The sequence below is a fragment of the Aeromonas popoffii genome, assembly GCF_000820025.1.
Taxonomy (GTDB): Bacteria; Pseudomonadota; Gammaproteobacteria; order Enterobacterales; family Aeromonadaceae; genus Aeromonas; species Aeromonas popoffii.
This window is the reverse complement of sequence record NZ_CDBI01000074.1, coordinates 64935-89655: the sequence shown is the minus strand read 5'-3', so window position 1 is coordinate 89655 and position 24721 is coordinate 64935. Positions and strand designations below refer to the sequence as shown.

The window sequence follows — 24721 nt, the reverse complement described above, 5'->3', positions numbered from 1 at the left end:
CGCCGCCCAAACATGGCCCCGAAGCGAGACAGGCTCAGCCTCATCGGGACAACACAGGGGGATATGCCTCACGGCCAGCGTATGGCGAAGGCTGTCCCCTCTCTCATTTTTCCCACCAATCCCCTGCGCTTTGTATGAATTCCAGTTCGAACCAGAGAGGGCATTTGTGGCATAATGCCCCGTCCTGTGGCCCTTGGCGGGGCTGCTCTGGCGCACCATGTCGCCCCTCCTCCCCGTCCGGCTTGGTGGCCTTCCCATGGCTGCCTGAAATCGCTGCCCCCGTTGGCACCGAGGCCACCCATTTTTTGCGGTATCTTGTCTGCCTGTCTACAAGGCGGCGGATGACCGCCCATTGACCAAGACGGCTCCACAGAGCCTCTGCATAAGGGGTAAGTATGTCTTCCATTCGTCTGACCCAATACAGCCACGGTGCTGGCTGCGGCTGCAAAATTTCTCCCAAGGTGCTCGACACCATTCTCAAGAGCCAGATCCCGGGCTTTGACGACCCGACCCTAGTGGTGGGCAACAGCAGCAAGGATGACGCGGCCGTGGTCGATATCGGCAACGGTCAGGGTATCGTCTCCACCACCGACTTCTTCATGCCCATCGTCGACGATCCCTTTACCTTTGGCCGCATCGCCGCCACTAACGCCATCAGCGACATCTACGCCATGGGCGGCAAGCCCATCGTCGCCATCGCCATTCTCGGCTGGCCAATCAACACGCTCGCTCCCGAGATTGCGCAGCAGGTGATCGACGGTGGCCGTCAGGTGTGCCATGAAGCGGGGATCTCGCTGGCCGGTGGCCACAGCATCGACGCCCCCGAGCCCATCTTCGGCCTCGCGGTAACCGGTATCGTGCCTCTGGATGCCATCAAGCAGAACGACACCGCCAAGGTGGGTGACACCCTCTATCTGACCAAGCCCCTTGGCATCGGCATCCTCACCACCGCCCAGAAGAAGAGCAAGCTCAAGCCCGAGCACGAGCAGTTGGCCCCCAACGCCATGTGCACCCTCAACAAGATTGGCCAGCGTTTTGCCGAGCTGCCGGGGGTTCACGCCATGACCGACGTCACCGGTTTTGGTCTGGCCGGTCACCTGCTGGAGATGTGCGAAGGCTCCAAAGTCAGTGCCCGCCTCGACTTCGAAGCGCTGCCGCTGCTGGACGAGGTGGATTACTACCTCTCCGAGGGCTGCGTACCGGGCGGCACCCTGCGTAACCACGACTCCTACGGCCACAAGCTGGATGCCATGGATGATCGCACCCGCAACATCATGTGCGATCCGCAAACCAGCGGTGGCCTGCTGGTCGCCGTGGGCAAGGATAGCGAAGCCGAGCTGCTCGCCATCGCGCGGGAAGCAGGCCTTGCGCTCTCGCCCATCGGCCAGATCAAGCCCCTTGAGGGCACCCGCTTTATCGAGATTGTCCAATGAGTGAGATAGCCCAATGAGTGAATTGCCGCTGGCCACCGACTACGCCCACATATTTTTAGGCGATGTGCCCTTGATAGACGTGCGCGCCCCCATCGAGTTCAAGGAGGGGGCCTTCCCCTGCTCGACCAGTCTGCCCTTGATGACAGACGATGAGCGCGCCCAGGTGGGGACCTGCTTCAAGAAGCAGGGTCAGGCCGCCGCCATTGAGCTTGGTCACACCCTGGTGGGGGGAGCGGTACGCGCCGAGCGAGTCGAAGGCTGGCTGGCACAGTTGCACCAGCAGCCCGAGGCATTGATCTATTGCTTTCGCGGTGGCCTGCGCTCACAAACCGTTCAACAGTGGCTGGCTGATGCCGGGATCACCCGCCCTCGCGTCGCCGGTGGCTACAAGGAGCTGCGCCGTTTTCTGATCGATACCCTGGACAAGGCCGCGGCCGAGTGCCAGTGGAGCGTGCTGACCGGCATGACCGGCTCCGGCAAGACCCATATGCTGGGCCATGTGGCCCAGGCGCTCGACCTGGAAGGCCATGCCCGCCACAGGGGCTCGTCGTTTGGCCAGCTGCCCGGCGGCCAGCCCAGCAACATCAACTTTGAAAACAACATGGCCATCGAGCTGCTCAAGCGCCGCCACAAGGGCGAACAAGCCTTCGTGGTGGAGGATGAGAGCCGGCTGATTGGCCGCTGCTGCCTGCCTAACACGCTGTTCGATTCCATGTGCAAGGCCCCGCTGGTGGTGGTGGATGTGCCGCAGGGAGAGAGGGCCGAACAGATCCGCCAGGACTATGTGCACGATCTCTGGCTGCGTTATCAGGCCATGTTCGGCGCACAAGAGGGCTGGCCGCTGTTTGCCGCCTACCTCACCGATGCACTGGCCCGTCTCAAGCGTCGCCTCGGCGATCAGGCTCACCGCGAGCTGGATGCGCTGATGCAGACAGCCCTCACCGAGCAGGCCAGCAGTGGCGCGACCGAGCCGCATCTGGCCTGGATCACCCTGCTGCTGACCCGCTACTACGACCCCATGTATCTCTACCAGCTTGGCAACAAGCAGGAGCGCATCGTGTTCCGGGGTGACAAGCAGGCCTGTCTCGACTACTTCGCCGAGCAGCGCACCAACGCGCAACAAGGCTGACCTCATCCCCTTTCTAACAAGAGGACCCCACATGTTGACATTCGAGGTGATCCCGGTCACCCAGTTCGCCCAGAACTGCTCCCTTATCTGGTGTGATGAAACCCGTCAGGCGGCGTTGATCGACCCGGGTGGCGAAGCGGACAAACTGCTGGCCGCCATCGCCAAGCGCGGGCTGACCCTGACCCACATACTGCTGACCCACGGTCATCTGGATCACGTGGGCGCGGCGGCTGAGCTGCGGGAAAAGACCGGCGTCACCATTACCGGGCCCCACAAAGAAGACGCCTTCTGGCTCGACATGCTGCCCCAGCAGAGCCAGATGTTCGGCTTCGCCCATACCCCCGCCTTCGCCCCCGACCAGTGGCTCGCGCAGGGTGACAAGGTGACGCTGGGCAACTGCGAGCTGGAGGTCCATTTCTGCCCCGGCCACACCCCGGGCCATATCGTGCTGCTGAGCCAGGCCGAAAAACTTGCCTGGGTTGGCGATGTGCTCTTTGCCGGCAGCATTGGCCGTACCGACTTCCCCCGGGGCGATCACGCCACCCTGATTAAGTCGATCACCGAGACCCTGCTGCCACTGGGTGACGAGATCGTCTTTATTCCGGGCCACGGCCCCAGTTCCACCTTCGGTCGTGAGAAAGCAAGCAACCCCTACCTGACCCAGCCTCTCTGGTAACGGGCGCAGAGGGCCAGCCACGCAAAAAAAGAGGGCAACCCCGGGGTTGCCCTCTTTTTCATGGTTTGCTGCGCGTTGCATCAAACGCCAGACAGCAAAAAGCCACTCCTGAGAGTGGCTTTTTTCAACTGGATAGCTCGCGATTAAACGCGAACGAAGTCCAGGTGAACCAGCTTCGGCTTAACCGGGTGACGCTGGATAGCCTTCACTTTAACGCTGACTTCTTCACCGTTGATGACCAGGGTCAGCACGGATTCGTAGAATTCCGGCTTCTCTTGGGCAATGATGAATTTTTTGTGGTCAACAGTGATGGACTGAGCTTCTTTGCCGGCACCGTAGATGATGGCAGGAACTTGGTCAGCGTGACGCAGGCGGCGGCTCGCACCTTTCCCCAGGTCAGAACGGACTTCAGCTTGGAATACGAAAGACATAGTGGTTATCTCATATAGATGAATTTATGGTGCTGACTGCGACCGGTCAGCACCTCGCAAAACGAGGGCGCATACTAGCACGGGCCCAGAACAGTAACAAGAGACCTTAACGCCCCTGCTCCAGCCGAACAAACCGCTGTTGTCGCTCTGCCGCACTCAGGGCATCGAAGCGGGCCAGGGTCTGGGGAGCCGGACAGTAGAGGGTATCCCCCGCCTTGACCCGGATGCTGTTGCCCATCAGCGGGCGATTGTCATCTACGATGGCCAACAGATAGCTGTAAGTGTCTCCCGCCGCCCCAGTGACAGTGCCATTTTGGGCCAGGGTGGCGGCGATGCGCCACAGTGTCTCTCCGGATGCCACCTGATGACAGACCCGCTTGCCATTGCCGACCGCTGGCGCCGAGAGCGTCAGCGTCTCACCGCTGGGAGATGCGTTCACCGCAGGCGTCACCTCGCCATGGGCAACATGGACCAGCAGGGTATCCGGTGCGCGCCAGGCTGCGTTCAGGGCCAGGCTCATACCCTGCGGCTCTGCGCCCAAGCTGGCGGCGCGCGGCTGACCCGGCATCGCTGGCGGCGTGAATTCAGCCATGAAGGGGACCCCCAGACTGGCCACCTCCTGCTCGCCATAATGCGGTGACGTGACGGGCGCGATGGGTGCCAAGCCATAAGCGGCCTCATCGATGCGCCTGAGCCTGGCAAGATACGCCTTGGAGAGCTGCGCCTCCCCCTCAAACAGATCGAAGGGCGGCACCAGCCGGGCCGGAAACAGCACCTGCCAGCGCCCCTTCTTCTGCTTGAGTTCGAGCAGGGGGAACTGATTGCCCCGCCAGGCCACGAAGATGGCCGGCGGGGAGCGATGCAGCGGGTAATATTCCGGGTTCAACTGCACCCAGGTTTGCTCTGCAATAGGCTGGTAACCGCTGATCACCACCTGCGCCACACTCAACCAGATCCCCAGCATCCTTGCCTCCCTGACTTGTGGTTTGAAGGGGCCAGCTGACTGGCCAGCCCCTCCTCATAAAACGATATCACGCTGTTAAAACAGACAGATAGCAGCTTAGCACTGGGCGATGGCGTTAAGCACCCGTTTATCTGACACCGGATAGGGGGTCCCCAGATTCTGGGCAAAAAATGACACCCGCAGCTCCTCGATCATCCAGCGGATATTGGCCACCTCGGCGGGGATCAGCTGGGATGTTGGGATCTTGGCCAGCAGCCCCTTGTAATCGGCCTCCACGCTCTGCACCTTGAGCATGTAGACCCGATCCCGGTTGGGATCGATGGCCAACTTTTCCATCCTGCGCTCAATGGCGCGCAAGTAACGCAACAAGTCCGGCAGACGCTGCCAGCCGGTCTCGGTCACAAAGCCTTTATGGATCAGTTTGTCGAGCTGGAGCTGAATATCTGACATGGCGAACGCGGTATCGAGCTGCATCTTGCCCTTGAGCCGCTTCTTGATCTCATGGGAGAGGGTCAGCACTGCCTCTACCTGCTTGGCCACCTCCACCACGGCATCGTTGAGCTCGGCGCGGACATACTCCTTGAGCGCCTCGAACCCCGCCTCGTCCCATGCCAGGCCGCCGTGGCGCTCGATGAGCTTGTCGCAGCCGCAGGCGATGCAGTCATCGATCAGCTCCGCCACCTTGCCAAACGGGTTGAAGTAGAGCCCGAGCTTGGCTTTGTTGGGCAGCTTCTCCTGCAGGTACTTGATGGGGGATGGCACGTTGAGCAGCACCAACCGGCGCTGACCCGCCCACATCAGTTGCTGCTGGGCCACCGGACTCTCCACCAGCTGGATGGAAACAGAGTCCTTCTCATCCACCAGCGCCGGATAGGCCTTCACTTCGAAGCCACCCCGCTTCTGGCTGTACTCCTGGGGCAGCTCGCCAAAGCTCCACAGGGTCAGGCCGGATTGCTCGATGTCGTCATCCGCCACTTGCGACAAGGTCTCCTGCACCTTGCCACGCAGGGATTCTTTCAACGCCTCCAGATCTTTCCCTTCCGCCACCTGCTTGTGCTTGTCATCCACTACCCGAAAGGTGAGCTTCAGGTGATCGGGCACCGCATTCCAGTCCCACGACTCGCGAGGCACTGTGACCCCGGTCATCCGCCGTAGCTGGCGCTCCATCTCGTCCAGCAGCGGCCCCTGCTCGGGGTTGAGGCTGGCGAGCAGCGCATCGGCATAGTTGGGCGCCGGCACGAAGTTCTTGCGCATCGGCTTTGGCATCGACTTGATAAGGGCCACCAGCAGCTCATGGCGCAGCCCGGGGATCAACCACTCAAACCCTTTCACTTCCACCTGATTGAGCAGCGGCAGCGGAATGTGCAGGGTAACGCCGTCCGCCGCCTCCCCCGGCTCGAACTGATAGGTCAGCTTGAGCTTGAGGCGCCCCTGCTGCCAGAAGTTGGGGTAGTCGAGATCGCTGATGTGAGCCGCATCCCCCTTCATCAACATCTCTTTTTCGAAGTTGAGCCGCTCGGGATCCTGCTTTTGCGCCTCCTTCCACCACTTGTCGAAGTGGCGGCTTGATATCACCTCCTCCGGCAAACGGGCATCGTAGAAGCGGAACAGATCCTCGTCATCCACCAGGATGTCGCGGCGGCGGGATTTGTGCTCCAGCGCCTCTACTTCGGCCAGCAACTTGCGGTTTTCGCCAAAGAAACGGTGACGGGTCTCGAAATCCCCCTCCACCAGCGCGCGGCGAATAAACAGCTCGCGGCACAGGGCCGGATCGAGGCGGCTGAAGTTGATGGTGCGCTCATTGACCAGGGTCAGGCCATAGAGGGTCACCTTCTCCTTGGCCATCACGGCGCCATTTTTTGTTCGACCAGTGCGGGTCGCTGTGGTGCAGCTTGATGAGATGGGCCGCCAGCGGCTCCACCCATTCCGGTTCGATCTTGGCGTTGACCCGGGCGTAGAGACGCGAGGTCTCTACCAATTCTGCGGCCATCACCCACTTGGGCGGCTTCTTGAACAGGCCCGACGCCGGGAAGAGGTGGAAGCGGCCGTTGCGGGCACCGAGAAACTCGGGTTTCTCCAGATCCTTGTTGCCAATATGGCTCAAGAGACCGGTCAGCAGCGCGCAGTGCACCGTCTTGAAATCTGCCGGTTCATGGTTGGCCTTGAAACCCAACTCTTTCACCGTCTGGCGCAGCTGAAAGTGGATATCCTGCCACTCGCGCACCCGCAGGTAAGAGAGAAACTCCTTCTGGCACATGCGGCGGAACGGGTTGCTGCCGAGCGTATCCTGCTGCTCTTTCAGGTAGTTCCACAGATTAACGAAGGCGAGGAAGTCAGAATCCTTGTCTTCAAAGCGTCTGTGCTGCTCATCGGCGGCCTGCTTCTTCTCCATGGGCCGCTCGCGGGGATCCTGAATACTGAGGCCCGCCGTGATCACCATGACTTCGCTCAAGCAGCCGGTTTGCGCCGCCGTGATCACCATCTTCGCCAGACGCGGATCAAGGGGGATGCGCGACAGCTGACGACCAATGTCGGTCAGCTGTAACTTGGGCTCCTGATCCTGGCCGGCTTGCTGGGCGGCGAGGTGACGAGCTGGCAGTTCACGCACCGCCTCCAGCTCCTTGAGCAGGCTCAGGCCATCCTTGATGTGGCGTGACTCGGGCGGCTCGACGAAGGGGAAAGCCTCCATGTTGCCAAGCCCCAGCGCCAGCATCTGCAGAATGACGGAGGCCAGGTTGGTGCGCAGGATCTCGGGATCGGTAAAGGCCGGACGGCCGTTGAAATCCTCCTCCGAGTAGAGGCGGATACAGATACCGTCCGCCACCCGGCCGCAACGCCCCTTGCGCTGGTTGGCACTGGCCTGGGAGACAGGCTCGATAGGCAGGCGCTGCACCTTGGTGCGCCAGGAGTAGCGGCTGATACGGGCAGTACCCGGATCGATGACATAGCGAATACCCGGCACCGTCAACGAGGTCTCCGCCACGTTGGTGGCGAGCACGATACGCCGTCCGGCATGCTGCTGGAACACCTTGTTCTGCTCGGCGTTGGAGAGACGGGCATAGAGCGGCAGCACCTCGGTATCGCGCAGGTTGAGCTTGCGCAGAGCCTCCGTGGTATCACGGATCTCCCGCTCGCCATTCATGAAGATGAGGATATCCCCCAGCCCTTCGCGGGCCAGCTCCTCCACCGCATCGAAGATGCCCTGCAGCTCGTCGCGCTCCTCCAGCCCTTCACTCTTGTCGCCGGTTTTTTTATCGACAAACAGGGGGCGATAACGCACCTCCACGGGATAGGTGCGGCCGGAAACCTCGATCACCGGCGCCTTGTTGAAATGGCGTGAGAAACGCTGCGGGTCTATGGTGGCCGAGGTGATGATCACCTTGAGATCGGGGCGCCTTGGCAGCAGCTGCTTCAAGTAGCCCAAGATGAAGTCGATGTTGAGGCTGCGCTCGTGGGCCTCATCGATGATGATGGTGTCGTACTGGGTGAGCATACGGTCGTTCTGGATCTCCGCCAGCAAAATACCGTCTGTCATCAGCTTGATGTGGGTCTGCTCGCTCACCTGATCGGTAAAGCGCACCTTATAACCCACGTAGTGGCCGAGCTCGGACTCCATCTCCTCGGCAATACGGGCCGCCACGGTACGGGCCGCGAGGCGCCGCGGCTGGGTGTGGCCGATGAAGCCTTTCACCCCGCGCCCGAGCGAGAGACAAATCTTGGGGATCTGGGTGGTCTTGCCCGAGCCGGTTTCACCGGCGATGATCACCACCTGATGTTCACTGATCGCCTTGGCGATCTCCGCCTGCTTCTGGCTGACCGGTAAATTGGCCGGATAGGTGACCTTGGGCACGCCCGCCAGACGAGACTGGTAACGCGCCTGTGCAACATCCAGATCCGCAACTATGGTCTCAAGCACGGCAGCCTGCTTGCCCTCAGGCAGCTTTTTGACCCCGTGCAGACGACTGGAAAGACGGCGGGCATCGAGATTCATACAGGCAGAAAGACGGCGGCGCAGCGCCTCGATAGAGAGAGACAAGGTACGAATTCCTTAAATGAGTGCCCAGAGGGGCCATATCGACAAGCTTCGGGAGATCCTAAAGAGCGAGGAAGAGCGGTGCAAGCCTTTAAGCGATTGGGATGGCGATGAAAACCGGAATAACGGGCGTTTGGACAGAAGTATCTGAATGACCTGAATAAAAAGAGCAGGCCGCGGCCTGCTCCCGATGACTCATGACACTCAATCCGATCAGGCACGGGCCTAGTGTACGAAACAGGTAGCCAGCTGGGCGTGGATCGCCAGCATCACATTATGACGACTGATCACCCCGAGCAGATGCCCCTCCTCCACCACAGGATAGATCTTGGGCTTTTGCCCCATCATCATCTCGGCCAGCTCCAGAATGCTGGTGTCGGGCCCGACCGCCAGCACCTCCTTGCGCATCACATCCTTGACTTGGGCCACCTGCTCGCAGTGATAGGCCTCCTTGAGCATGACAGCGATGCAGTCCTGCTCGGAAACCCAGCCGATCAGATGACCCAGCGCATCCACCACAGGGCCACCAAGTTGGTGACTGTTGAGAAACTTTTCGACCGCAGACTGCACCATCATGTCAGCGCTGAACGTGATGGGCCGGGTCTGCATATAATCCTTTGCCTTGAGTGATTCCATTGTGCGTTCCCCCAACCAGCCTCCCGGGCGGGAGGCGCAAGCCGGACACTATGTCCGGCTCACTCCAAGCATAGCTCGCACCCGATCAGGAGATGGATTGCAGCAACAGCAGCAGCTCGTTCTGACTGTGGCAGTCGGTCTTCTTGAACACCCCCTTGAGGGTCGAGCGGACGGTTTCCACCTTGACCCCACGCAGCTCGGCGATGTCGTTGCTGCTGTAACCCTTGCTCATCAGCACCAGCAGCTCCTTCTCGCCTATGGTCAGCGGATAGAGGCTGGCCAGCGCCTCTATGTCGGGATTGAAAGAGTGCTCGGGATCGCGCAGCACAACTTCCACATAGCGCTCGAACCGGCTGAGCCCGCTCATCAGCGTACACTGGATCAGCAGCGGCCTTAAATTGGCCTGACGGGAAATAGACATATACGCGCTCGCTCCTGGCAACAAGTAAGCAAAGCCATTCAGGATCTCCTTGAACTGGCGTTGTTGCTCCTTATTGTGCAGCGAAAACATACCATTAACGGCCCGTAACTCAACATTCTCATCGGAGATACGATTGAAGGCCACATTGGAATAATGGATATGGCCTTTGTCATCGACGATGGCGCTGGGCTTATTATGGTTTTTAACCAGTTGCTGCAGCTGATAGTTCTGGGTTTCCAGCGCCAGCAAGTTCCAATAATGGTTACTCCAGGCCGCAAAACCAGAATAAACCTCTGCCAGCGAGGAGATATCCTGAGCGCTGAAATCTTCCTGGCTGGCACCACGATAGGTGCACAGGCTGCTAAGACCCCGCCCCTTTACCCGGCAGACCCCCCCGGCCGCATATTGCGCACCGAAACTGGCAAGCAGCCCCGTCGAATTGGACAGTGTCGTGGCATTGACTATGCCCTGACAGCCCTTGTCCAGATAGTGATTGAACCACACATCCTGGCGATGGTGCTGTACATAGAACTGCTGCTGTGCCTCTGTCAGCCCGCTGGAGAAGAGTTTTATCCCGTCGCTCTTGTCATCATCCCGTAACAGAAACAGCGAAGAACTGCCTGACACATCGGAGCGGAACTGATCCACCACCAACTTAATGTCAGAATCATTAATACCGCACTCATATAACTGGCTTATATAGGGTGATACCCTTTCTTTTGCTAATGCCTTCACTCCCGAACTCCTAATTCTTATTTTTATTGAGGTGGCATCTTACTCTGCAATGAGAAACCCGAAAAGTAGTCAAATGAACAAAGGTTTTATAACTGATCAATAAATAGGAATGATAAAAGTACATAAGGATGGGTGAAAGCGAAAATCTTAAATCCAAGTTAATGTTTTATATGATTTTTGTCGCTATGGATATTTTTATCGTCATCGGGGTTACCACCACGGTGAGATCCTGATCCCATGACAAACCTCGCATTTTTTCCCCTTTGGCCCCAACAACCGACCGGGCTCCAATAAAGTTCCCGCCCCCTGCCTCCCCTGGCCTAGTTATTTTGGGTCTGACGATGCCAGCACCATAGCGCCACATCTGCCTGACTGCACTCATCCCCTTTACTGCCCATCTATCCAGCCACGCTGTTATCGCCACTCATCCCCCTTTGCCTCCCATACGCGCAGATCGCCATCTCACGCCAGATCCAATGCGCCAATGTTTCATTTTGGTTAATTTTATGTTTGATTTGTGAGCCATAGACGGTAATGTATATACAATTTACTCGGTCAGATGTCGGGCAGGCGTTACACCACAAGGAGAAATGACGAGATGGAACAGGATAATGTGCTCATCGCCCCCACGAAATCAGGCGCCGGCATCAAGCTGTTGCTGACCAGCCTGCTTGGCATCGCCATTTTTTTCATCCCGTTCGAGCTGGCAGGACGCAGCACCATACTGGTGGATCACCTGGCTGGCTTGCTGATGGCACAGCGGCCATTGGCTTTGGGATTGATCCTGTTACTGATCGCTTATGGGGCCGTGACTCCGCTGCTGGATGGCCGCTGGCGCGCGCGTCCCATCGACAGACTCCTGAGCCTGTTCAAGCTGCTCGGTCTTGGTCTGGCGTTGATGTATGTCGCCGAGCTGGGACCGGCCTGGCTGATGACCCCGGATCGCCTGCCCTTTCTGTTCGACAAGCTGGCCATGTCGGTCGGCCTCATCGTGCCCATCGGTGCCATGGCCCTCACCTTCCTGCTCGGCTTCGGTCTGCTGGAACTGATCGGGGTACTGATGCAGCCCGTGATGCGGCCGTTATGGCGCACACCGGGACACTCCGCCATTGATGCGGTAGCCTCGTTCGTCGGCAGCTATTCGGTTGGGCTGCTCATCACCAACCGGGTCTTCCTCGCCGGCAAATACACGGTGCGGGAAGCCGTCATCATAGCCACCGGGTTTTCCACCGTGTCGGCCGCCTTCATGATCATTGTGGCCAAGACCCTCAACCTGATGGAACACTGGAACTTCTATTTCTGGTCCACCCTGGTGATCACCTTTGTCATCACCGCCATTCTGGCGCGCGTGCCCCCCATCTCCAACATGGCCCATCACGGGGAAACCGATGAGCCACTGCCAGCCGGCATGCGCCGCTGGCAAGCTGCACTGGCATCCGGGCTGAGCCAATCCAGTCAGGCAGACCCCCTGCTGCGCCAGTTGCAAGACAACCTCAAGGATGGCCTCAGCATGGCGGCCGCCGTGGTGCCCACCATATTGTCGGTCGGCCTGCTCGGCCTGTTGCTGGCGCAGCACACCCCCTTGTTCGACCTGTTGGGCTGGCTACTGTGGCCCCTGACCTGGTTGCTTGATCTGGGCGAGCCACTGGAGACCGCCAGATCGCTCTCGGCCGGGCTGGCAGAGATGTTCCTGCCCGCCATCCTGCTCAAAGATGCGGATCTGCTGGTGCGCTATGTCACCGCCGTGATCTCGGTCAGCTCAGTCCTCTTCTTCTCCGCCTCCATCCCCTGCATCCTGGCCACCAGGATCCCGGTGAGCGTGAGCCAGCTGGTGGTGATCTGGCTCTTGCGCACCCTGCTCGGCATAGTGCTGGCAGCACTCTGCGGCAAGCTGGCCATAGCGGCCGGCTGGCTGAGTTAAGCGAGGTGGCAACACCCTGGCGATGAAGCGCAAGCACGTGCACCAACCAAGAAGGCGCCCGAGGGCGCCTTCACTTTTTGGCACAGCAGCCGTAACGCCCGCCGCAACAGGGGCTGATTTGGCACGCACGCCATAAAAAAACGCAGCTGATACAGAGTGCCTGCATCAACTGCGTCCTGGTCATGCTTGATGAGGCTTGCCATGCCAGATGGGGAACGTACGAAACACCCACCCTGCGTCACATCGCGAGAACATCAGACCTGCCTGGCCCTTAGCCCGCGCTGCCCTATCGAAGCATTGGATTTACGTCGACATGCTTAGAAGGGCAGCTTCATGCCCGGGGGCAGTTGCATGCCGCCGGTCAGTTCACCCATCTTGGTCTTGTTTTGCTCTTCCACACGACGAACGGCATCGTTGACGGCGGCAGCGACCAGATCTTCGATCATCTCTTTGTCATCTTCCATCAGGCTCGGGTCGATCTCGATGCGACGCACACTGTGGCTGCCGGCCATGGTGACCTTGACCATACCAGCACCGGCTTCGCCGACCACTTCCATCTGGGCAAGCTGCTCTTGCATCTTCTGCATGCGCTCTTGCATCTGTTGGGCCTGCTTCATCAGGTTCCCCATTCCACCTTTACCAAACATATGTCGTCTCTCGTCTTGAAATCCGGCATCCAGCGCCGGGCTGTGGGCTTGTCTGTCCTAGATGGGGACAAGCAAACCGCTTTTCAACCGGGCACTGAGCCCGGCATGGGTGTTAAACATCGAATTCAATTGCTTAGCGGCTCTATGCTCTCGTGGTGGAGCATGGCACCAAACCGCTGAACTAAAAACTGCACATTGGGATCCAACTCCAGATCCCGGCTTACCTGCTCGCGCACACCCAAATAGAGGCGGTGCTCTATCTCAAGGGGCGTCTCCTTATCGGGCACCAGGCCCAGGGTCACCTCCACCTGCACGGCCTGACCCAGCTCCGGGCCTATGATCTCGGCCAGATCGGCGCGGGCCCGATCGCTGATCAGGTGGCGCTGCTCAGGCTTGAGGATCAGCTGCACTGTCTCTCCCTGCTGGCTCATGACTGCGTTGATCGCCAGCTGACGCAGCCGACCGCCGACCCCGGTGCGGGCAATCAGCTCGGCCCAGGGATCCCCGCAGTTGACCAGCAAGGAGGACGGGATCAATCTGGCGACCGCTTCCCCCTCCTCGGATTGACTGTCGCTCTCCAGCTCATCCCAGTCGATGGCCTCCATCACGGAGGTCGCCGTCGGCTGAGGTGCGCTGGCAGCAGCAACCTGGGGCATCGCGGGTGCGGGGCTGGAGACGGCAGGCGCGACCTGTACCCTCGCGGCCGACGTACCGTCCAGATCCCAGGGCGGCAGATCGTCGGGGTTGGGACGAGCGCTGGCGGGAACGGGAGCATAGGCAGGCCCGGCGCTGGCCGCAGGAGCCGCCGGCAACCGGTTCGGCATGGGCGCACTGGCAACCGCATCGCTAAAGCCCTGGCTCAGGTACTCCTCGTAATCGCAGCCACTGTCGTCATAGGCGTCGAGCGGCGGCAGATCCTCATAGCCCGCTACCGCAGTACTCTGGAGCGGCGCCACGGCAGCGGGTGGCCAGCCGGGGGATGCTGGCGCAGCAACCGGCGGCACGATCGGGCTGGCCTCGGGGGCCGTCACCGGCCTGGTGGGCGCAACACGAGGTGGTGCAGACGCAACGGCGGTTGCCCCTGGCTCACCACGCAGGCGGCTGCGCAGCAGATTGCGCTTGCCCAGCAGGCTCTGCATGCTGGACGCAGCAGAGGGGGCAGCTTCCGGCTCGGCAACGGGAGCTGCCTCTATATGAGGCTCAGGGGATAACTGTGCTGTCAATGAGGCGTCCTGCTGCGCGTCGTCACGCCTGCTGACGGGAGCCATTGGCTCACTCGCGCCAGAGGATCCCTCATAGCCCATCTGCTGCGCTTCACGCAGCAGCTCGTCCTGCTCGGCAAACAGCGGCGCGCTCAGCGCGTCGCTGGCATTCTCTTGCTCATCCACAGAGCGAGGGATGACAGGCTCAGCCTGCACAAGGGAGGGCACCCCCGGCGTGAGGGTTGGAGCATCAGTAGAGACAGCCGGTGGGGCCACAGTCGCGGTGGCCGAAGCGGGGGCTGGCTCAACCCCCTGAGGCTTTCCCGGCAGGGCCGGTGCAGTCCTCACACCAGCCACGGGCGACGGAGCGGCAAGGTTGGCCGGGTGCACGGCCTCACGGCGCGGGGAGAAGGCGAGCATGCGCAGGCAGGTCATCTCGAGCGCGGTGCGGCCATCGGGGGCCCAGGGCAGATCCTTACGCCCCCCCAGCACGATCTGGTAGCAGAGCTGCACCTCTTCCGGGCTCATGGCCTGAGCCAGCTGCAACAGGGCGTCGGCATCCGCCCCCTGCTCCTGCACTGTGGCGGGCAGTAACTGCGCCATGGCGATGCGATGCAGCAGCCCTTCCAGCTCGGCATGGAGCTGATCAAAATCAGGGCCCAGAGTGGCGATCTCGGTGATCTTGGCCATGGCCGCCGGAGCATCCTGGCGCAAGATGGCCTCCAGCAACTGGTGCAGGTGGCGGTGATCGAGCGTCCCCAGCATGGCCAGCACACTCTCGAGACGCACACTGCCATTGCCGTGAGCCAGCGCCTGATCGGTCAGGCTCAGGGCATCGCGCATGCTGCCGTCAGCCGATTTGGCCAAGGCTTGCAAAGCGCGCGGCTCGAACGGTTGCCCCTCCTGATCCAGCACCCATTCGAGCTGCTTGGCGATCTGGGTCTGATCCAGACTCTTGAGATGAAACTGCAGGCAGCGGGAGAGGATGGTAATTGGCAGCTTCTGCGGATCCGTGGTGGCCAGCAGGAACTTCACATAGGGGGGCGGCTCTTCCAGGGTTTTGAGCAAAGCGTTGAAGCTGTGGCGCGACAACATGTGCACTTCATCGATGAGGTAGACCTTGAAGCGGCCGCGGGCCGGGCGATACTGCACGTTGTCGAGCAGCTCGCGGGTGTCTTCCACCTTGGTGCGGGACGCCGCATCAATCTCCAGCAGATCGACAAAGTTGCCCTGATCGATCTCGCGGCAGGTGTCGCACACACCGCACGGATGGCTGCTGATCCCCTGCTCACAATTGAGACTCTTGGCCAGAATGCGGGCTATGGTGGTCTTGCCAACCCCACGGGTACCGCTCAGCAGATAGGCATGATGCAGCCGTCCCTGATCCAGGGCGTTGGTCAAGGCGGTCAGCACATGATGCTGGCCTACCACTTGTTCAAACGTATGGGGGCGCCATTTACGCGCCAGAACCTGATAGCTCATAAGTCTCGATGCAGGGATGACAAGGCATTGAGACAGAATGCTAACACAAATGCCAGGCGGGCTGTATCGGCTATCGGCGAGGGCGGGAGGGATCGCTTGAATTTCAAACCGATGCCCGGATGGGCATCGGTTTCGGGACACGCAACAGGCTGACGAGGCCTACGTTGCATCCGGGGGGATTACTCGCCAGCCAATTCGACCAGTGAGACGACCTTGATGCCGGCCGCCGTCAGGCGGGCATCGCCGCCCAGAGATGGCAGGGAGATAATGAAGGCCGCATCGGCCACATCACCACCGGCCCGGCGGATGAGCTTGACGGTCGCATCGACGGTACCGCCGGTGGCCAGCAAATCATCGACGACCAGCACCTTGTCACCCGGCACGATGGCATCAGTGTGCAGTTGCAGGGTGTCGGTACCGTATTCGAGGGCATAGGACTCCTCGATCACTGCACGGGGCAACTTGCCCGGCTTGCGCACCGGCACAAACCCCAGGCCCATGGCGAAGGCGACCGGTGCACCGAAGATGAAGCCGCGGGCCTCGGTGCCGACGATCTTGGTGATCCCTTGATCACGATAATGCCCAGCCAACAGATCGATAGTGGCTTTGAAGGCCTCCGCGTTCTCTATCAGGCTGGTGATGTCACGAAACAGAATGCCCGGCTTCGGATAGTCGGGGATGGTCTTGATGCTCGCTTCGATAAATTTCAGGGTATCCGGATTCATTGTTTGACCGCTTATTTTTTGAGCCCAGGCGTGGCCGTATTTCTCGATTCCCGCCAGCGGGAAATAAAAAGGCCCGTCACGCAAAAATGACAGGCCGACTCCATAGCATTATTGCCGCAATAGCTTAGGGACTTCACTTCGCCATTGCAACTGGCTCCAGTACCGGCAGACGCATTAACCAGGTGAGCAGGATCACCATTATGACCACCAGCAGCCCCTTGACCCAGAGCAGCGGCACCACCGCCAGCGATACCGAGAAAGTGAGCAGAATGAAGATGATGGCCCGCCGACGGGCATGACGACGAATACCGCGATACTGCTGCCAATCGACGATGGGCGGGCCAAACCAGGGGTGAGCCAGCAGCCAGCGGTGAAAGCGGGGGGACGAACGGGCAAACAGCGCCGCTGCCAACAACATGAAGGGGGTGGTCGGCAACAGGGGCAGCACGATTCCTATGATGCCGGTGACGAATGCCAACCAGCCCAATCCCATCAGACACCAACGTTTCATGGCAGCTCCTCTTCAATTCAGCTCTGCTTAGCGTAACAGAGTTGACCCAAAAGCTGACAACCCAGACCTGCGAGCGCCGGCTGATGAGGCTCAATGAGTGGGCTGACGGCTGACAACGCCGGCCATTGCCACTACAATCTGCGCTCTTTTTTCTCCCCTTGTCTTCGGAAGCAGCTATGCGCGTTATTTTGGCCCCCATGCAGGGGGTGCTGGATCACCTGATGCGGGAGGTACTCACCTCCGTCAACGACTACGACCTCTGCGTCAGCGAGTTTATCCGCGTGGTCGATCAGTTGCTGCCTGCCAAGGTGTTTTATCGGCTCGTGCCCGAACTCAAGCAGGGTGGCAAGACCCGCGCCGGCACCCCGGTAAGGGTGCAACTGCTGGGGCAACACCCCGAATGGCTGGCCGAGAACGCGGCACGCGCCATCGAGCTTGGCTCCCCCGGGGTCGATCTCAACTTTGGCTGCCCTGCCCCCACGGTGAACAAGAGCAAGGGCGGCGCCGTCTTGCTCAAAGAGCCCGACACCATCTACCGCATCGTCAAGGCGGTGCGGGAGGCGGTGCCAGCCCATCTGCCGGTGAGCGCCAAGATCCGCCTCGGATACGATGACAAGGATCTCTACCTGGAGAACGCCCAGGCCGTCTATCAGGCGGGCGCCAACGAGCTGGCGGTGCATGCCCGCACCAAGCGCGAAGGCTACAAAGCCCCGGCCCACTGGGAGTATGTGGACGCCATCCGCCGCGCCCTGCCCATCCCTGTCACGGCCAACGGCGAGATCTGGGATCATAAAGATGCCCTCACCTGCGCCAGCGTCTCCGGCTGTGATGCTCTCATGGTGGGGCGCGGTGCCATCTCCCTGCCCAACCTGGCCAACGTGATGAAGACAGGCTGCGCCCACATGAGCTGGGCACAGGTGTTGCAGCTGATGGTGAGCTACACCGAGCAGGATCTGGCCAGCGAGAAAGCGGACTATTACCCCAGCCGCATCAAGCAGTGGTTCAGCTACCTCAAGCGGGAATACCCGCAAGCCGACCTGCTGTTTCGCGATATCAGGCTGTTCAAGGAGACGGCTCCCATTCGGGAGGCCTTGCTGCAAGCCTCGAAAGCTGTGATCTAACCGTCTTTTACTTGACGCATATCATCTTGATAATCCTGTTGTCTCCCTATACTGCCCTGGATTCGTAATTCGTCTGTTGGGGGCTAGTGTGTGTGAAATGACGCAAGCTCGGTTGGCCGTGTGGCGTGAGCGCCTGCTGACTGACTGGGCACAAGTAAGAGAAGAGCTGATAGGTCAGCTCAAGGCCTGTCGGCGTGACGAGTGGGCGGAAAAAGTAGATCACTGCGAACGGGATCAGCTGGTAGAGCTGACCAGTCGCCTCGACTTGCCCAAGGTGGAGCAGAGCGTGGCCTGCCTCAAGCGGATTGATGCCGCTCTCTGTCAAATGGATCTGGGGCTCTATGGCATCTGTTCCGATTGCGAAGAGCCGCTTGCCATTGAGCAACTCGAGCTGGATCCGACCCTGCAACGCTGCCCACGCTGCGAAGCCCGCTATCGCAAGGGATTCCACGCCCACGAACTCTGAGGGATGCACATGTGTGCATCCTCGCTTCCAGGCTGGTCAGCCTGCCATTTCTATCCAATAATCAATAACAACCACGCTGAACAGGGACATATCCGTGTGCAGAGTCTTGTTGTTATGGTGTCTGTGTTGCACCGCCTGGGCACAGGAGTCACTGGTCGTGGGCTGGTCAAGCTGGCATCCGTTCAGCTTTCGCGATGAACAGCAGCAGTTGCAGGGGCTGGACATCGACTTGGTGGAGGCCATCTTCAGCAGGGCCGGTTTTGACGCCCGTTACAGCGAAATGCCCTGGGCCCGGATCCTGCGCGAGTTGGAATTTGGCAGCTTGCAGATGACAATGATGGCCAACAAGACACCACTGCGGGAACAATTTGCCCGCTTTTCCATTTCCTATCGCAATGAAGAGACGGTGCTTCTCATCAGGCGCCAGGACAAGTCACGCTGGCAGGGGGTTGCTCAGCTCTCCGATCTGCTGCCTCGCACCGAGTTCACCATAGGCCTGCTGCGCGACTTTGACTACGGCCCTGACTTTCGCACCTTCGTGCAATCTCCCCAGCTGAAGGATCGCCTGCTCGTCAGGCTACGGCTGGAGCAGTTGATGAAATTACTGCTGGCAGGCCGTATCCAGGGTGTGGTCCTGGACCCCATGGGGCTGGAGGAGCTGAGCCCCTTTGGCATGCCACTCGATGAGCTGACCACCCTGATCTATATCCAGCAGACACCCGTGCATTTGATGCTGAACCGCCGCACCACCACGCCACAGCAGTTGCAACGGCTCGACGAGGCCATCAGGGCCCTGCTGCAGAGCCCTGAATATAGGCAGATCCTCGCACGCTACCACTACCCGCAGCCGTGAGGCAGATAGAACAATGGGCCCGCTGGGCCCATTGTTGACTATGTCGCTTATTGTGCCAGCAGATGCCCCACCAGCTCATGACGCCACCCTTGTAGCAGCATGGGCTTGTCAGCACGAGCACGCTCTTCATCGCTCATACGCCAGCTCCAGGTGAAGTACTGGTGAATGATCTTCTTGCTCGCCACCAGTTCCGGCGGGATGTTGCTGGCCTTGGCTTTCTCCTCCACCATCCCCTTGATGCGCTTGAGCTCGGCCTTGTACTGGGGATAATCCACCAGCCGGCGAATGGGATCAGGCCAGCCCGCAGGGTCGCTCTGCTGGGCCGTCGCGACTATGTCCAGCATCCGCTTGCCATGGATCTTGATCTCGATGGGAGCCAGCCCCAGCTCATTGAGATCGCGCAGCGACGTGGGTTTGCGCTCCGCCACCTTGAACAGATGCAGCTCCTTGACCACGAAGTTAAGGGCCAGATCGCGGCGCACCGCCTCTTGCTGACGCCAGGCAGCCAGCTCGCGCAGTATGGCCAGTTCACGGCGTCCCAGTTGCCAGGCATTGATGATGTCGAGATAGGCCTGACGGGGATCGCAGCCCTGGGTCTTGCGGGCCGAGTGGTTCTGGCACTCCTGCTCGAACCAGGCAAACTTGCCGCTCTCGTGCAGCTGGGCCATCACCTTCTCGTAGAGCGGCATCAGGTAGAACACATCAGCCGCCGCGTATTCGAGCTGACGCTCGGTGAGCGGACGAGCCAGCCAATCGGTACGGGCCTGATCCTTGACCAGCTCCACGCCGAGAAAATCCTTGGCCAGGGCGCCAAAACCGACCGACACGCCATAGCCCAGAAAGGCCGTCGCCAGCTGAGTGTCGTGCATCTGATTGGGCAGATGGCCAGCCTCGTGCTGGATCAGCTCCAGGTCTTCGCCGGAGGCGTGCAGTATGGCGATCTGCCCTGCCCGGCCAAGCCGTTGCCAGAGGGGCGCGAGGTTCAGAGCCAGGGGATCCAGCAGGGCCAGATGCTCGCCATCATAGATCTGGAACAGGCCCAGCTGGGGGTAATAGGTGCGGGTGCGGACGAATTCAGTATCGATGGCCAGGGGAACGTCGGCCAGGGAAGCGAGATACTGTTCCAGTTCGGCTTGCTGTGAAATGAGTTGATAGTGCATCTTTGCCTGCGCGTTGATCAGGGCCAAAAGAAAAAACCGTGGCATGACCCACGGTTTTGCATGACAGCGGCGGATCGCCCGTTATTGCTTGGCAATTTCCTCGTCGCGCAGCACGCGGCGCAGGATCTTGCCCACATTGGTCTTGGGAAGTTCGTCGCGAAATTCTACCAGTTTCGGCACCTTATAGGCAGTCAGATGTGTGCGGCAGTGGGCAATAATCTCGTCCTCCTGCAGTTTTGCATCTTTTTTGACCACGAAGATCTTCACCAGCTCGCCGGAAACCTTGTGCGGCACGCCAACCGCAGCCACTTCCAGCACCTTGGGGTGAAGCGCCACCACGTCTTCGATCTCGTTCGGATAGACGTTGAAACCCGAGACCAGGATCATGTCCTTCTTGCGATCGACGATCTTGAAAAAACCTTGCTCGTCACACACGGCGATATCGCCGGTACAGAGCCAGCCATCCTGCATTACCTCGGCAGTGGCCTCGGGACGCTGCCAGTAACCCACCATCACCTGGGGGCCTCGCACCTGCATCTCGCCGGGCTTGCCACATTCGGTGATCACCTGACCGGCGTCATCCACCAGACGGATGTCGGTGGAGCAGACCGGCAGACCGATGGAGCCGTTGTAGTCGAGCAGATCGTAGGGGCAGACGCTCACCAGCGGCGAACACTCGGTCAGGCCATAACCTTCCAGCAGCGGGGTGTCGGTCAGCCCCTTCCACTGTTCGGCGACCGCCCGTTGCACCGCCATGCCCCCCCCTATGGTCAGCTTCAACTTGCCAAAATCCATCGACTGGAATTCGCCGTTGTTGACCAGGGCATTGAACAGGGTGTTGACCCCTGTGATGCAGGTGAAGGGGTATTTTCTGATCTCTTTGACAAAGCCCGGGATGTCGCGCGGGTTGCTGATGAGCAGGTTGTAGCCACCCAGGCGCATGAACAGCAGGCAGTTCACCGTCAGGGCGAAGACGTGATAGAGCGGCAGTGCCGTGACCACGAACTCCTTGCCCCGCGCCAGCATGGGGCCATAGACGCCGAGGCACTGCTCGACGTTGGCAATCATGTTGCGATGGGTCAGCATGGCCCCCTTGGAGAGGCCAGTGGTGCCGCCGGTGTACTGCAGGAAGGCGAGATCATCATTGGTGATCTCGGGCTTGATGTACTGCAGGTAGCGCCCCTTGGAGAGGGCCTGACGCATGGTGCTGGCGTGGGGCAGGTTGTATTTGGGTACCAGCTTCTTGACGTATTTCACCACGAAGTTGACCAGGGTGCCTTTTGCCAGCCCCAGGTTGTCGCCCATGCGGGTCAGGATGACGTGCTTGATTGGGGTGTCGTAGACCACTTTTTCCAGGGTATGGGCAAAGTTGGAGACGATGACGATGGCCTTGGCACCCGAGTCCTTGAGCTGATGCTCCAGCTCGCGCGGGGTATAGAGCGGATTGACGTTCACCACTATCATACCGGCGCGCAGTATGCCGAACACGGCGATGGGGTATTGCAACAGGTTCGGCATCATCACAGCCACCCGATCCCCCTGGCTGAGCTTGAGCTCGCTTTGCAGGTAGGCGGCAAAGGCGCGGGACTGCTCTTCCAGTCGGCGGTAGGTGATGGTTTGCCCCATGTTGACGAAGGCAGGCTGATCGGCAAACTCGGTCACCGATGCCTCAAACATGTCGACCAGGGAGCTGTATTGGTCTGGGTTGATCTCGGCGGGAACCCCTTGTGGATAACGCTTCAGCCAGACTTTTTCCACGAACTTCTCCTGCATAACTAGCACCTGTGCGCTCACTGTATTGCCTCCGTCCCTGTTCACATCCAATTCAATCGGTCGTTTTAAGCTCATGCTCTAATGTCACCCATATTTACATAGGGCCACATCAATTAACAGCGAATTAACAACGGATACGTGTGAGGGGGAAAACAAACCTGGAATGATTGAAAGCCGGTGATTCTAGCGAATTTGACAAAATTTTTCGATACAAACGGCGGTATCGGCCGAGTTTTCCATATGAAAATGATGGTTTCCCGCCAAAACGACCATTTCTATTTGCTCGAATGCGCCATGACGCAACTGCCACTGCTCCAGCAGGCTGGCAAAGCCCTGCTCGCCCCGGATAAACAGCGCAGGGCAGCGGATGGCACGGATCAGCGCCTGGGCCTGCCCCTCACCCATGCGCAGTGGCGACAATTCCCGCAAACGGGGATCGCTGCGCCAATGCCAGCGCCCTGCCCGCTCCACCAGTTGTCGCTCGCAGATAAGCCGCGCCGCCTGCGGCGTGATATCCACCACCTTGCAACGGGCGGCCACCGCTTCATCAACCGAGGCAAAACCGTTGGCACTGCGTTCCCGGGTGCGACTGCGATTTAAAATCGCCCGCCGCAACTGCGCCGGCACCTCCTCATCGGGCTGGCTGAGCGGGCCCAACCCCTCCAGCATGATGATCCGCTCCACCAGCTCGGGAAAGACGCCGGCATAGGCAGACGCAATCAATGCCCCGAGGGAGTGGCCAAGTAGATTGAAACGCGACCAGCCTGCCGCCTGAACGATCTGGTAGAGATCATCCAGCCAGTCCACAAAAACATAGGGGGTGGTCTTGTGATCGGAGTGACCATGACCTGGCAGATCGACACAGATGAGATGAAAGTCCCCCAGATACGGGGCCAGCGGCAAGAAGCTGGCGCTGTTGTCGAGCCAGCCATGCAAGGCGATCAGCAGCGGCTTGCCCTGCTGCTCGTTGTCAAGCAAGGCCACCCGACGACCATCGGCCAGGGTGAGCATTTTTTCCTGCATGATGATTGTCATGTGCAACCTTAGCGACGCAGCGGCCGTCTCGGCCAGAAGGGATCATAGAAGGGGTCGTAGAAGTAAGGATCCATATAGCGGATCTCTACCTCCTTCACCGGCGGCCACAGCTTGCTGGAGGTGGCATCGATCACCGAGAAACGATATTTGTGCTCGCCAATCTGGCCATCTACCGGCTGGGCTATGGTGCCGAGCACCGTCAGGCTGCGCCCCTTGGCGTAAAGGGTCGGGTCGACGAAGCCCTGCATGATGGCCAGAAAGCGGCCCGGACTCTGCTCAGTCTGCTCCGGAACACCGTTGGATTTGAGCGGCAGATAAACTACCTCGATGACGCTCTGATCCGCCTTGTTCTGTACTGCCGAGATGACGCCGCTCCAGCGGGCCGGTTTGCCCTCCATCCCGCCAAGGGCGGGCTGATAGGCCACCAGCTGGTTTGCCGGCTCATAAGCCAGCTCCTTCGGAACAGTGCTGCACCCGCCGAGCAGCAAGCCTGCCACCCCTATCACGATCGCACGTTTCATCATGTCACTCTCCTTTTTGCCGGATACCGAACCTGTTACCAGGCCCTGTCCGGCAGGGGGGATGCAGGTTTATGGCAAGAGCGACAGGCATGCAACGCCGCCTCCTGCCCTTATTCGCGACCCGGCAATTTTTTCCAGGTCACCTTGTCACGCAAATAGACCGGCGTCGCCTGCTCAACAGGTACTGCCTCCCCAGCCAGCCAGGCGGCGCGGGCCAGTGGCAGCATGTCGATGGCCGCCGGGAAGCGTACCTGGCTCACCGCCAGCTCATCGGCAAGACCACTCAAGGTCTCGCTATAGGTTTCAAAACCTGTGCCGACGCAGGTCACCCAACCCGCCAGCTTGCCACGGGCGTCAACCAGTGCCGCGGGATCGCTCACCACCTCGTCGCCCACCCGCTGCATACGGCCATCTATCAGCTCATAGCGGCCAAAATAGACCTCGTTCATCCGTGCATCGATGGCGGTTAACACCTGTTTGGCGCCATCGAGACGATAGGCACCTTGCGCCATGGCGGCCAGAGTCGAGATGCCTATCAGCGGCACACCCACCCCGAACGCCAGCCCCTGAGCCACGCTGATGCCGATCCGTACCCCGGTAAAGGAGCCCGGGCCACGCCCGAACGCGATGGCATCGAGCTCGCCCAAGGTTATCCCGGCATCATCCAGCACAGCCTGAACCATGGGCAAGATTTTACGGGTGTGATCCCGCGGCGCCTCTTCCCAGCGGGAGAACAGCGTGTCACCCACCTGCAAGGCGGCGGAGCAGGCTTCGGTGGCGGTATCAACGGCCAGGATCTTCAACTCGTTCATGCTTTCCAATCTCTATAAAATCAGTCAATTACAT

At 60.0% G+C, this 24721-nt stretch carries 20 protein-coding genes and 1 pseudogene; 7 read left to right on the top strand and 14 right to left on the bottom strand.

Translation table 11 applies throughout. The features are described from left to right. Positions 1–395 precede the first annotated feature (395 nt). The 3 genes from selD to BN1129_RS15620 are packed head-to-tail and all read left to right on the top strand — an operon-like array spanning position 396 to position 3238. A complete protein-coding gene (gene selD, locus BN1129_RS15630; protein ID WP_042037702.1) occupies positions 396–1433 on the top strand; it encodes a selenide, water dikinase SelD in 1038 nt (345 codons plus the stop codon). 13 nt (positions 1434–1446) lie between these two features. Further along, positions 1447–2562, top strand: coding sequence for a tRNA 2-selenouridine(34) synthase MnmH (gene mnmH / locus BN1129_RS15625; protein WP_042037700.1), 1116 nt, complete (start codon positions 1447–1449; stop codon positions 2560–2562). 31 nt (positions 2563–2593) lie between these two features. Further along, positions 2594–3238, top strand: coding sequence for an MBL fold metallo-hydrolase (locus tag BN1129_RS15620; RefSeq protein ID WP_042037698.1), 645 nt, complete (start codon positions 2594–2596; stop codon positions 3236–3238). Positions 3239–3381: 143 nt separating this feature from the next. On the opposite strand, the gene rplY is transcribed toward BN1129_RS15620, so the two are convergent. From rplY to BN1129_RS15595, 5 genes and pseudogenes are all read right to left on the bottom strand, one after another. Further along, complete coding sequence (gene rplY / locus BN1129_RS15615; RefSeq protein ID WP_042037696.1) at positions 3382–3669, bottom strand: 50S ribosomal protein L25; 288 nt, start codon at positions 3667–3669, stop codon at positions 3382–3384. A gap of 106 nt (positions 3670–3775) precedes the next feature. Then, positions 3776–4633 carry a hypothetical protein gene (locus tag BN1129_RS15610; protein ID WP_042037694.1) on the bottom strand — a complete coding sequence of 286 codons (858 nt, stop codon included), beginning with the start codon at positions 4631–4633 and terminating at the stop codon, positions 3776–3778. A 96-nt stretch (positions 4634–4729) separates the two neighbouring features. Next, a pseudogene (gene hrpA / locus BN1129_RS15605) lies at positions 4730–8669 on the bottom strand (ATP-dependent RNA helicase HrpA). 222 nt (positions 8670–8891) lie between these two features. Continuing rightward, positions 8892–9302 carry a CBS domain-containing protein gene (locus tag BN1129_RS15600; RefSeq protein WP_042037692.1) on the bottom strand — a complete coding sequence of 137 codons (411 nt, stop codon included), beginning with the start codon at positions 9300–9302 and terminating at the stop codon, positions 8892–8894. 85 nt (positions 9303–9387) lie between these two features. Beyond that, positions 9388–10458, bottom strand: a complete 1071-nt coding sequence (locus BN1129_RS15595; protein ID WP_042037691.1) for a helix-turn-helix transcriptional regulator — start codon at positions 10456–10458, stop codon at positions 9388–9390. Between the two features lie 598 nt (positions 10459–11056). Here BN1129_RS15595 and BN1129_RS15590 point away from each other — a divergent pair. After that, positions 11057–12379 (top strand): YjiH family protein, encoded by a 1323-nt coding sequence (locus BN1129_RS15590; RefSeq protein ID WP_042037689.1) that lies wholly within the window; start codon positions 11057–11059, stop codon positions 12377–12379. Between the two features lie 317 nt (positions 12380–12696). On the opposite strand, the gene BN1129_RS15585 is transcribed toward BN1129_RS15590, so the two are convergent. The 4 genes from BN1129_RS15585 to BN1129_RS15570 form a co-directional block, all read right to left on the bottom strand. Further along, the gene (locus tag BN1129_RS15585) at positions 12697–13026 is read right to left on the bottom strand and encodes a YbaB/EbfC family nucleoid-associated protein (RefSeq protein WP_042037688.1); all 330 of its coding nucleotides are present in this window, start codon (positions 13024–13026) and stop codon (positions 12697–12699) included. A gap of 125 nt (positions 13027–13151) precedes the next feature. Beyond that, positions 13152–15710 carry a DNA polymerase III subunit gamma/tau gene (gene dnaX, locus BN1129_RS15580; RefSeq protein ID WP_042037687.1) on the bottom strand — a complete coding sequence of 853 codons (2559 nt, stop codon included), beginning with the start codon at positions 15708–15710 and terminating at the stop codon, positions 13152–13154. A 179-nt stretch (positions 15711–15889) separates the two neighbouring features. Continuing rightward, entirely contained in the window at positions 15890–16435 is a 546-nt protein-coding gene (apt, locus tag BN1129_RS15575; protein ID WP_042037686.1) for an adenine phosphoribosyltransferase, read from the bottom strand. Positions 16436–16568: 133 nt separating this feature from the next. After that, positions 16569–16946: a YbaN family protein gene (locus BN1129_RS15570; protein WP_042037684.1), complete on the bottom strand. Its 378-nt coding sequence runs from the start codon at positions 16944–16946 to the stop codon at positions 16569–16571. 176 nt (positions 16947–17122) lie between these two features. Between BN1129_RS15570 and dusC the strand changes: the two genes are divergently transcribed. The 3 genes from dusC to BN1129_RS15555 all read left to right on the top strand — a co-directional run bounded on the left by dusC (position 17123) and on the right by BN1129_RS15555 (position 19386). Next, positions 17123–18067, top strand: a complete 945-nt coding sequence (dusC, locus tag BN1129_RS15565) for a tRNA dihydrouridine(16) synthase DusC (RefSeq protein WP_042037683.1) — start codon at positions 17123–17125, stop codon at positions 18065–18067. 97 nt (positions 18068–18164) lie between these two features. Continuing rightward, positions 18165–18533, top strand: a complete 369-nt coding sequence (locus BN1129_RS15560) for a TraR/DksA family transcriptional regulator (RefSeq protein ID WP_042037682.1) — start codon at positions 18165–18167, stop codon at positions 18531–18533. Between the two features lie 121 nt (positions 18534–18654). After that, positions 18655–19386, top strand: coding sequence for a substrate-binding periplasmic protein (locus BN1129_RS15555; RefSeq protein WP_422614020.1), 732 nt, complete (start codon positions 18655–18657; stop codon positions 19384–19386). A gap of 47 nt (positions 19387–19433) precedes the next feature. On the opposite strand, the gene rnd is transcribed toward BN1129_RS15555, so the two are convergent. The 5 genes from rnd to tsaB form a co-directional block, all read right to left on the bottom strand. Further along, positions 19434–20546: a ribonuclease D gene (gene rnd / locus BN1129_RS15550; RefSeq protein WP_042037843.1), complete on the bottom strand. Its 1113-nt coding sequence runs from the start codon at positions 20544–20546 to the stop codon at positions 19434–19436. 81 nt (positions 20547–20627) lie between these two features. Further along, complete coding sequence (gene fadD / locus BN1129_RS15545; protein WP_157013433.1) at positions 20628–22304, bottom strand: long-chain-fatty-acid--CoA ligase FadD; 1677 nt, start codon at positions 22302–22304, stop codon at positions 20628–20630. 198 nt (positions 22305–22502) lie between these two features. Further along, on the bottom strand, positions 22503–23354 hold the full coding sequence (locus BN1129_RS15540; protein WP_042037679.1) for an alpha/beta fold hydrolase: 852 nt from the start codon (positions 23352–23354) through the stop codon (positions 22503–22505). Positions 23355–23362: 8 nt separating this feature from the next. Beyond that, positions 23363–23878, bottom strand: coding sequence for a Slp family lipoprotein (locus BN1129_RS15535; protein ID WP_042037678.1), 516 nt, complete (start codon positions 23876–23878; stop codon positions 23363–23365). 107 nt (positions 23879–23985) lie between these two features. Beyond that, on the bottom strand, positions 23986–24687 hold the full coding sequence (gene tsaB, locus BN1129_RS15530) for a tRNA (adenosine(37)-N6)-threonylcarbamoyltransferase complex dimerization subunit type 1 TsaB (RefSeq protein WP_042037677.1): 702 nt from the start codon (positions 24685–24687) through the stop codon (positions 23986–23988). Positions 24688–24721 lie beyond the last annotated feature (34 nt).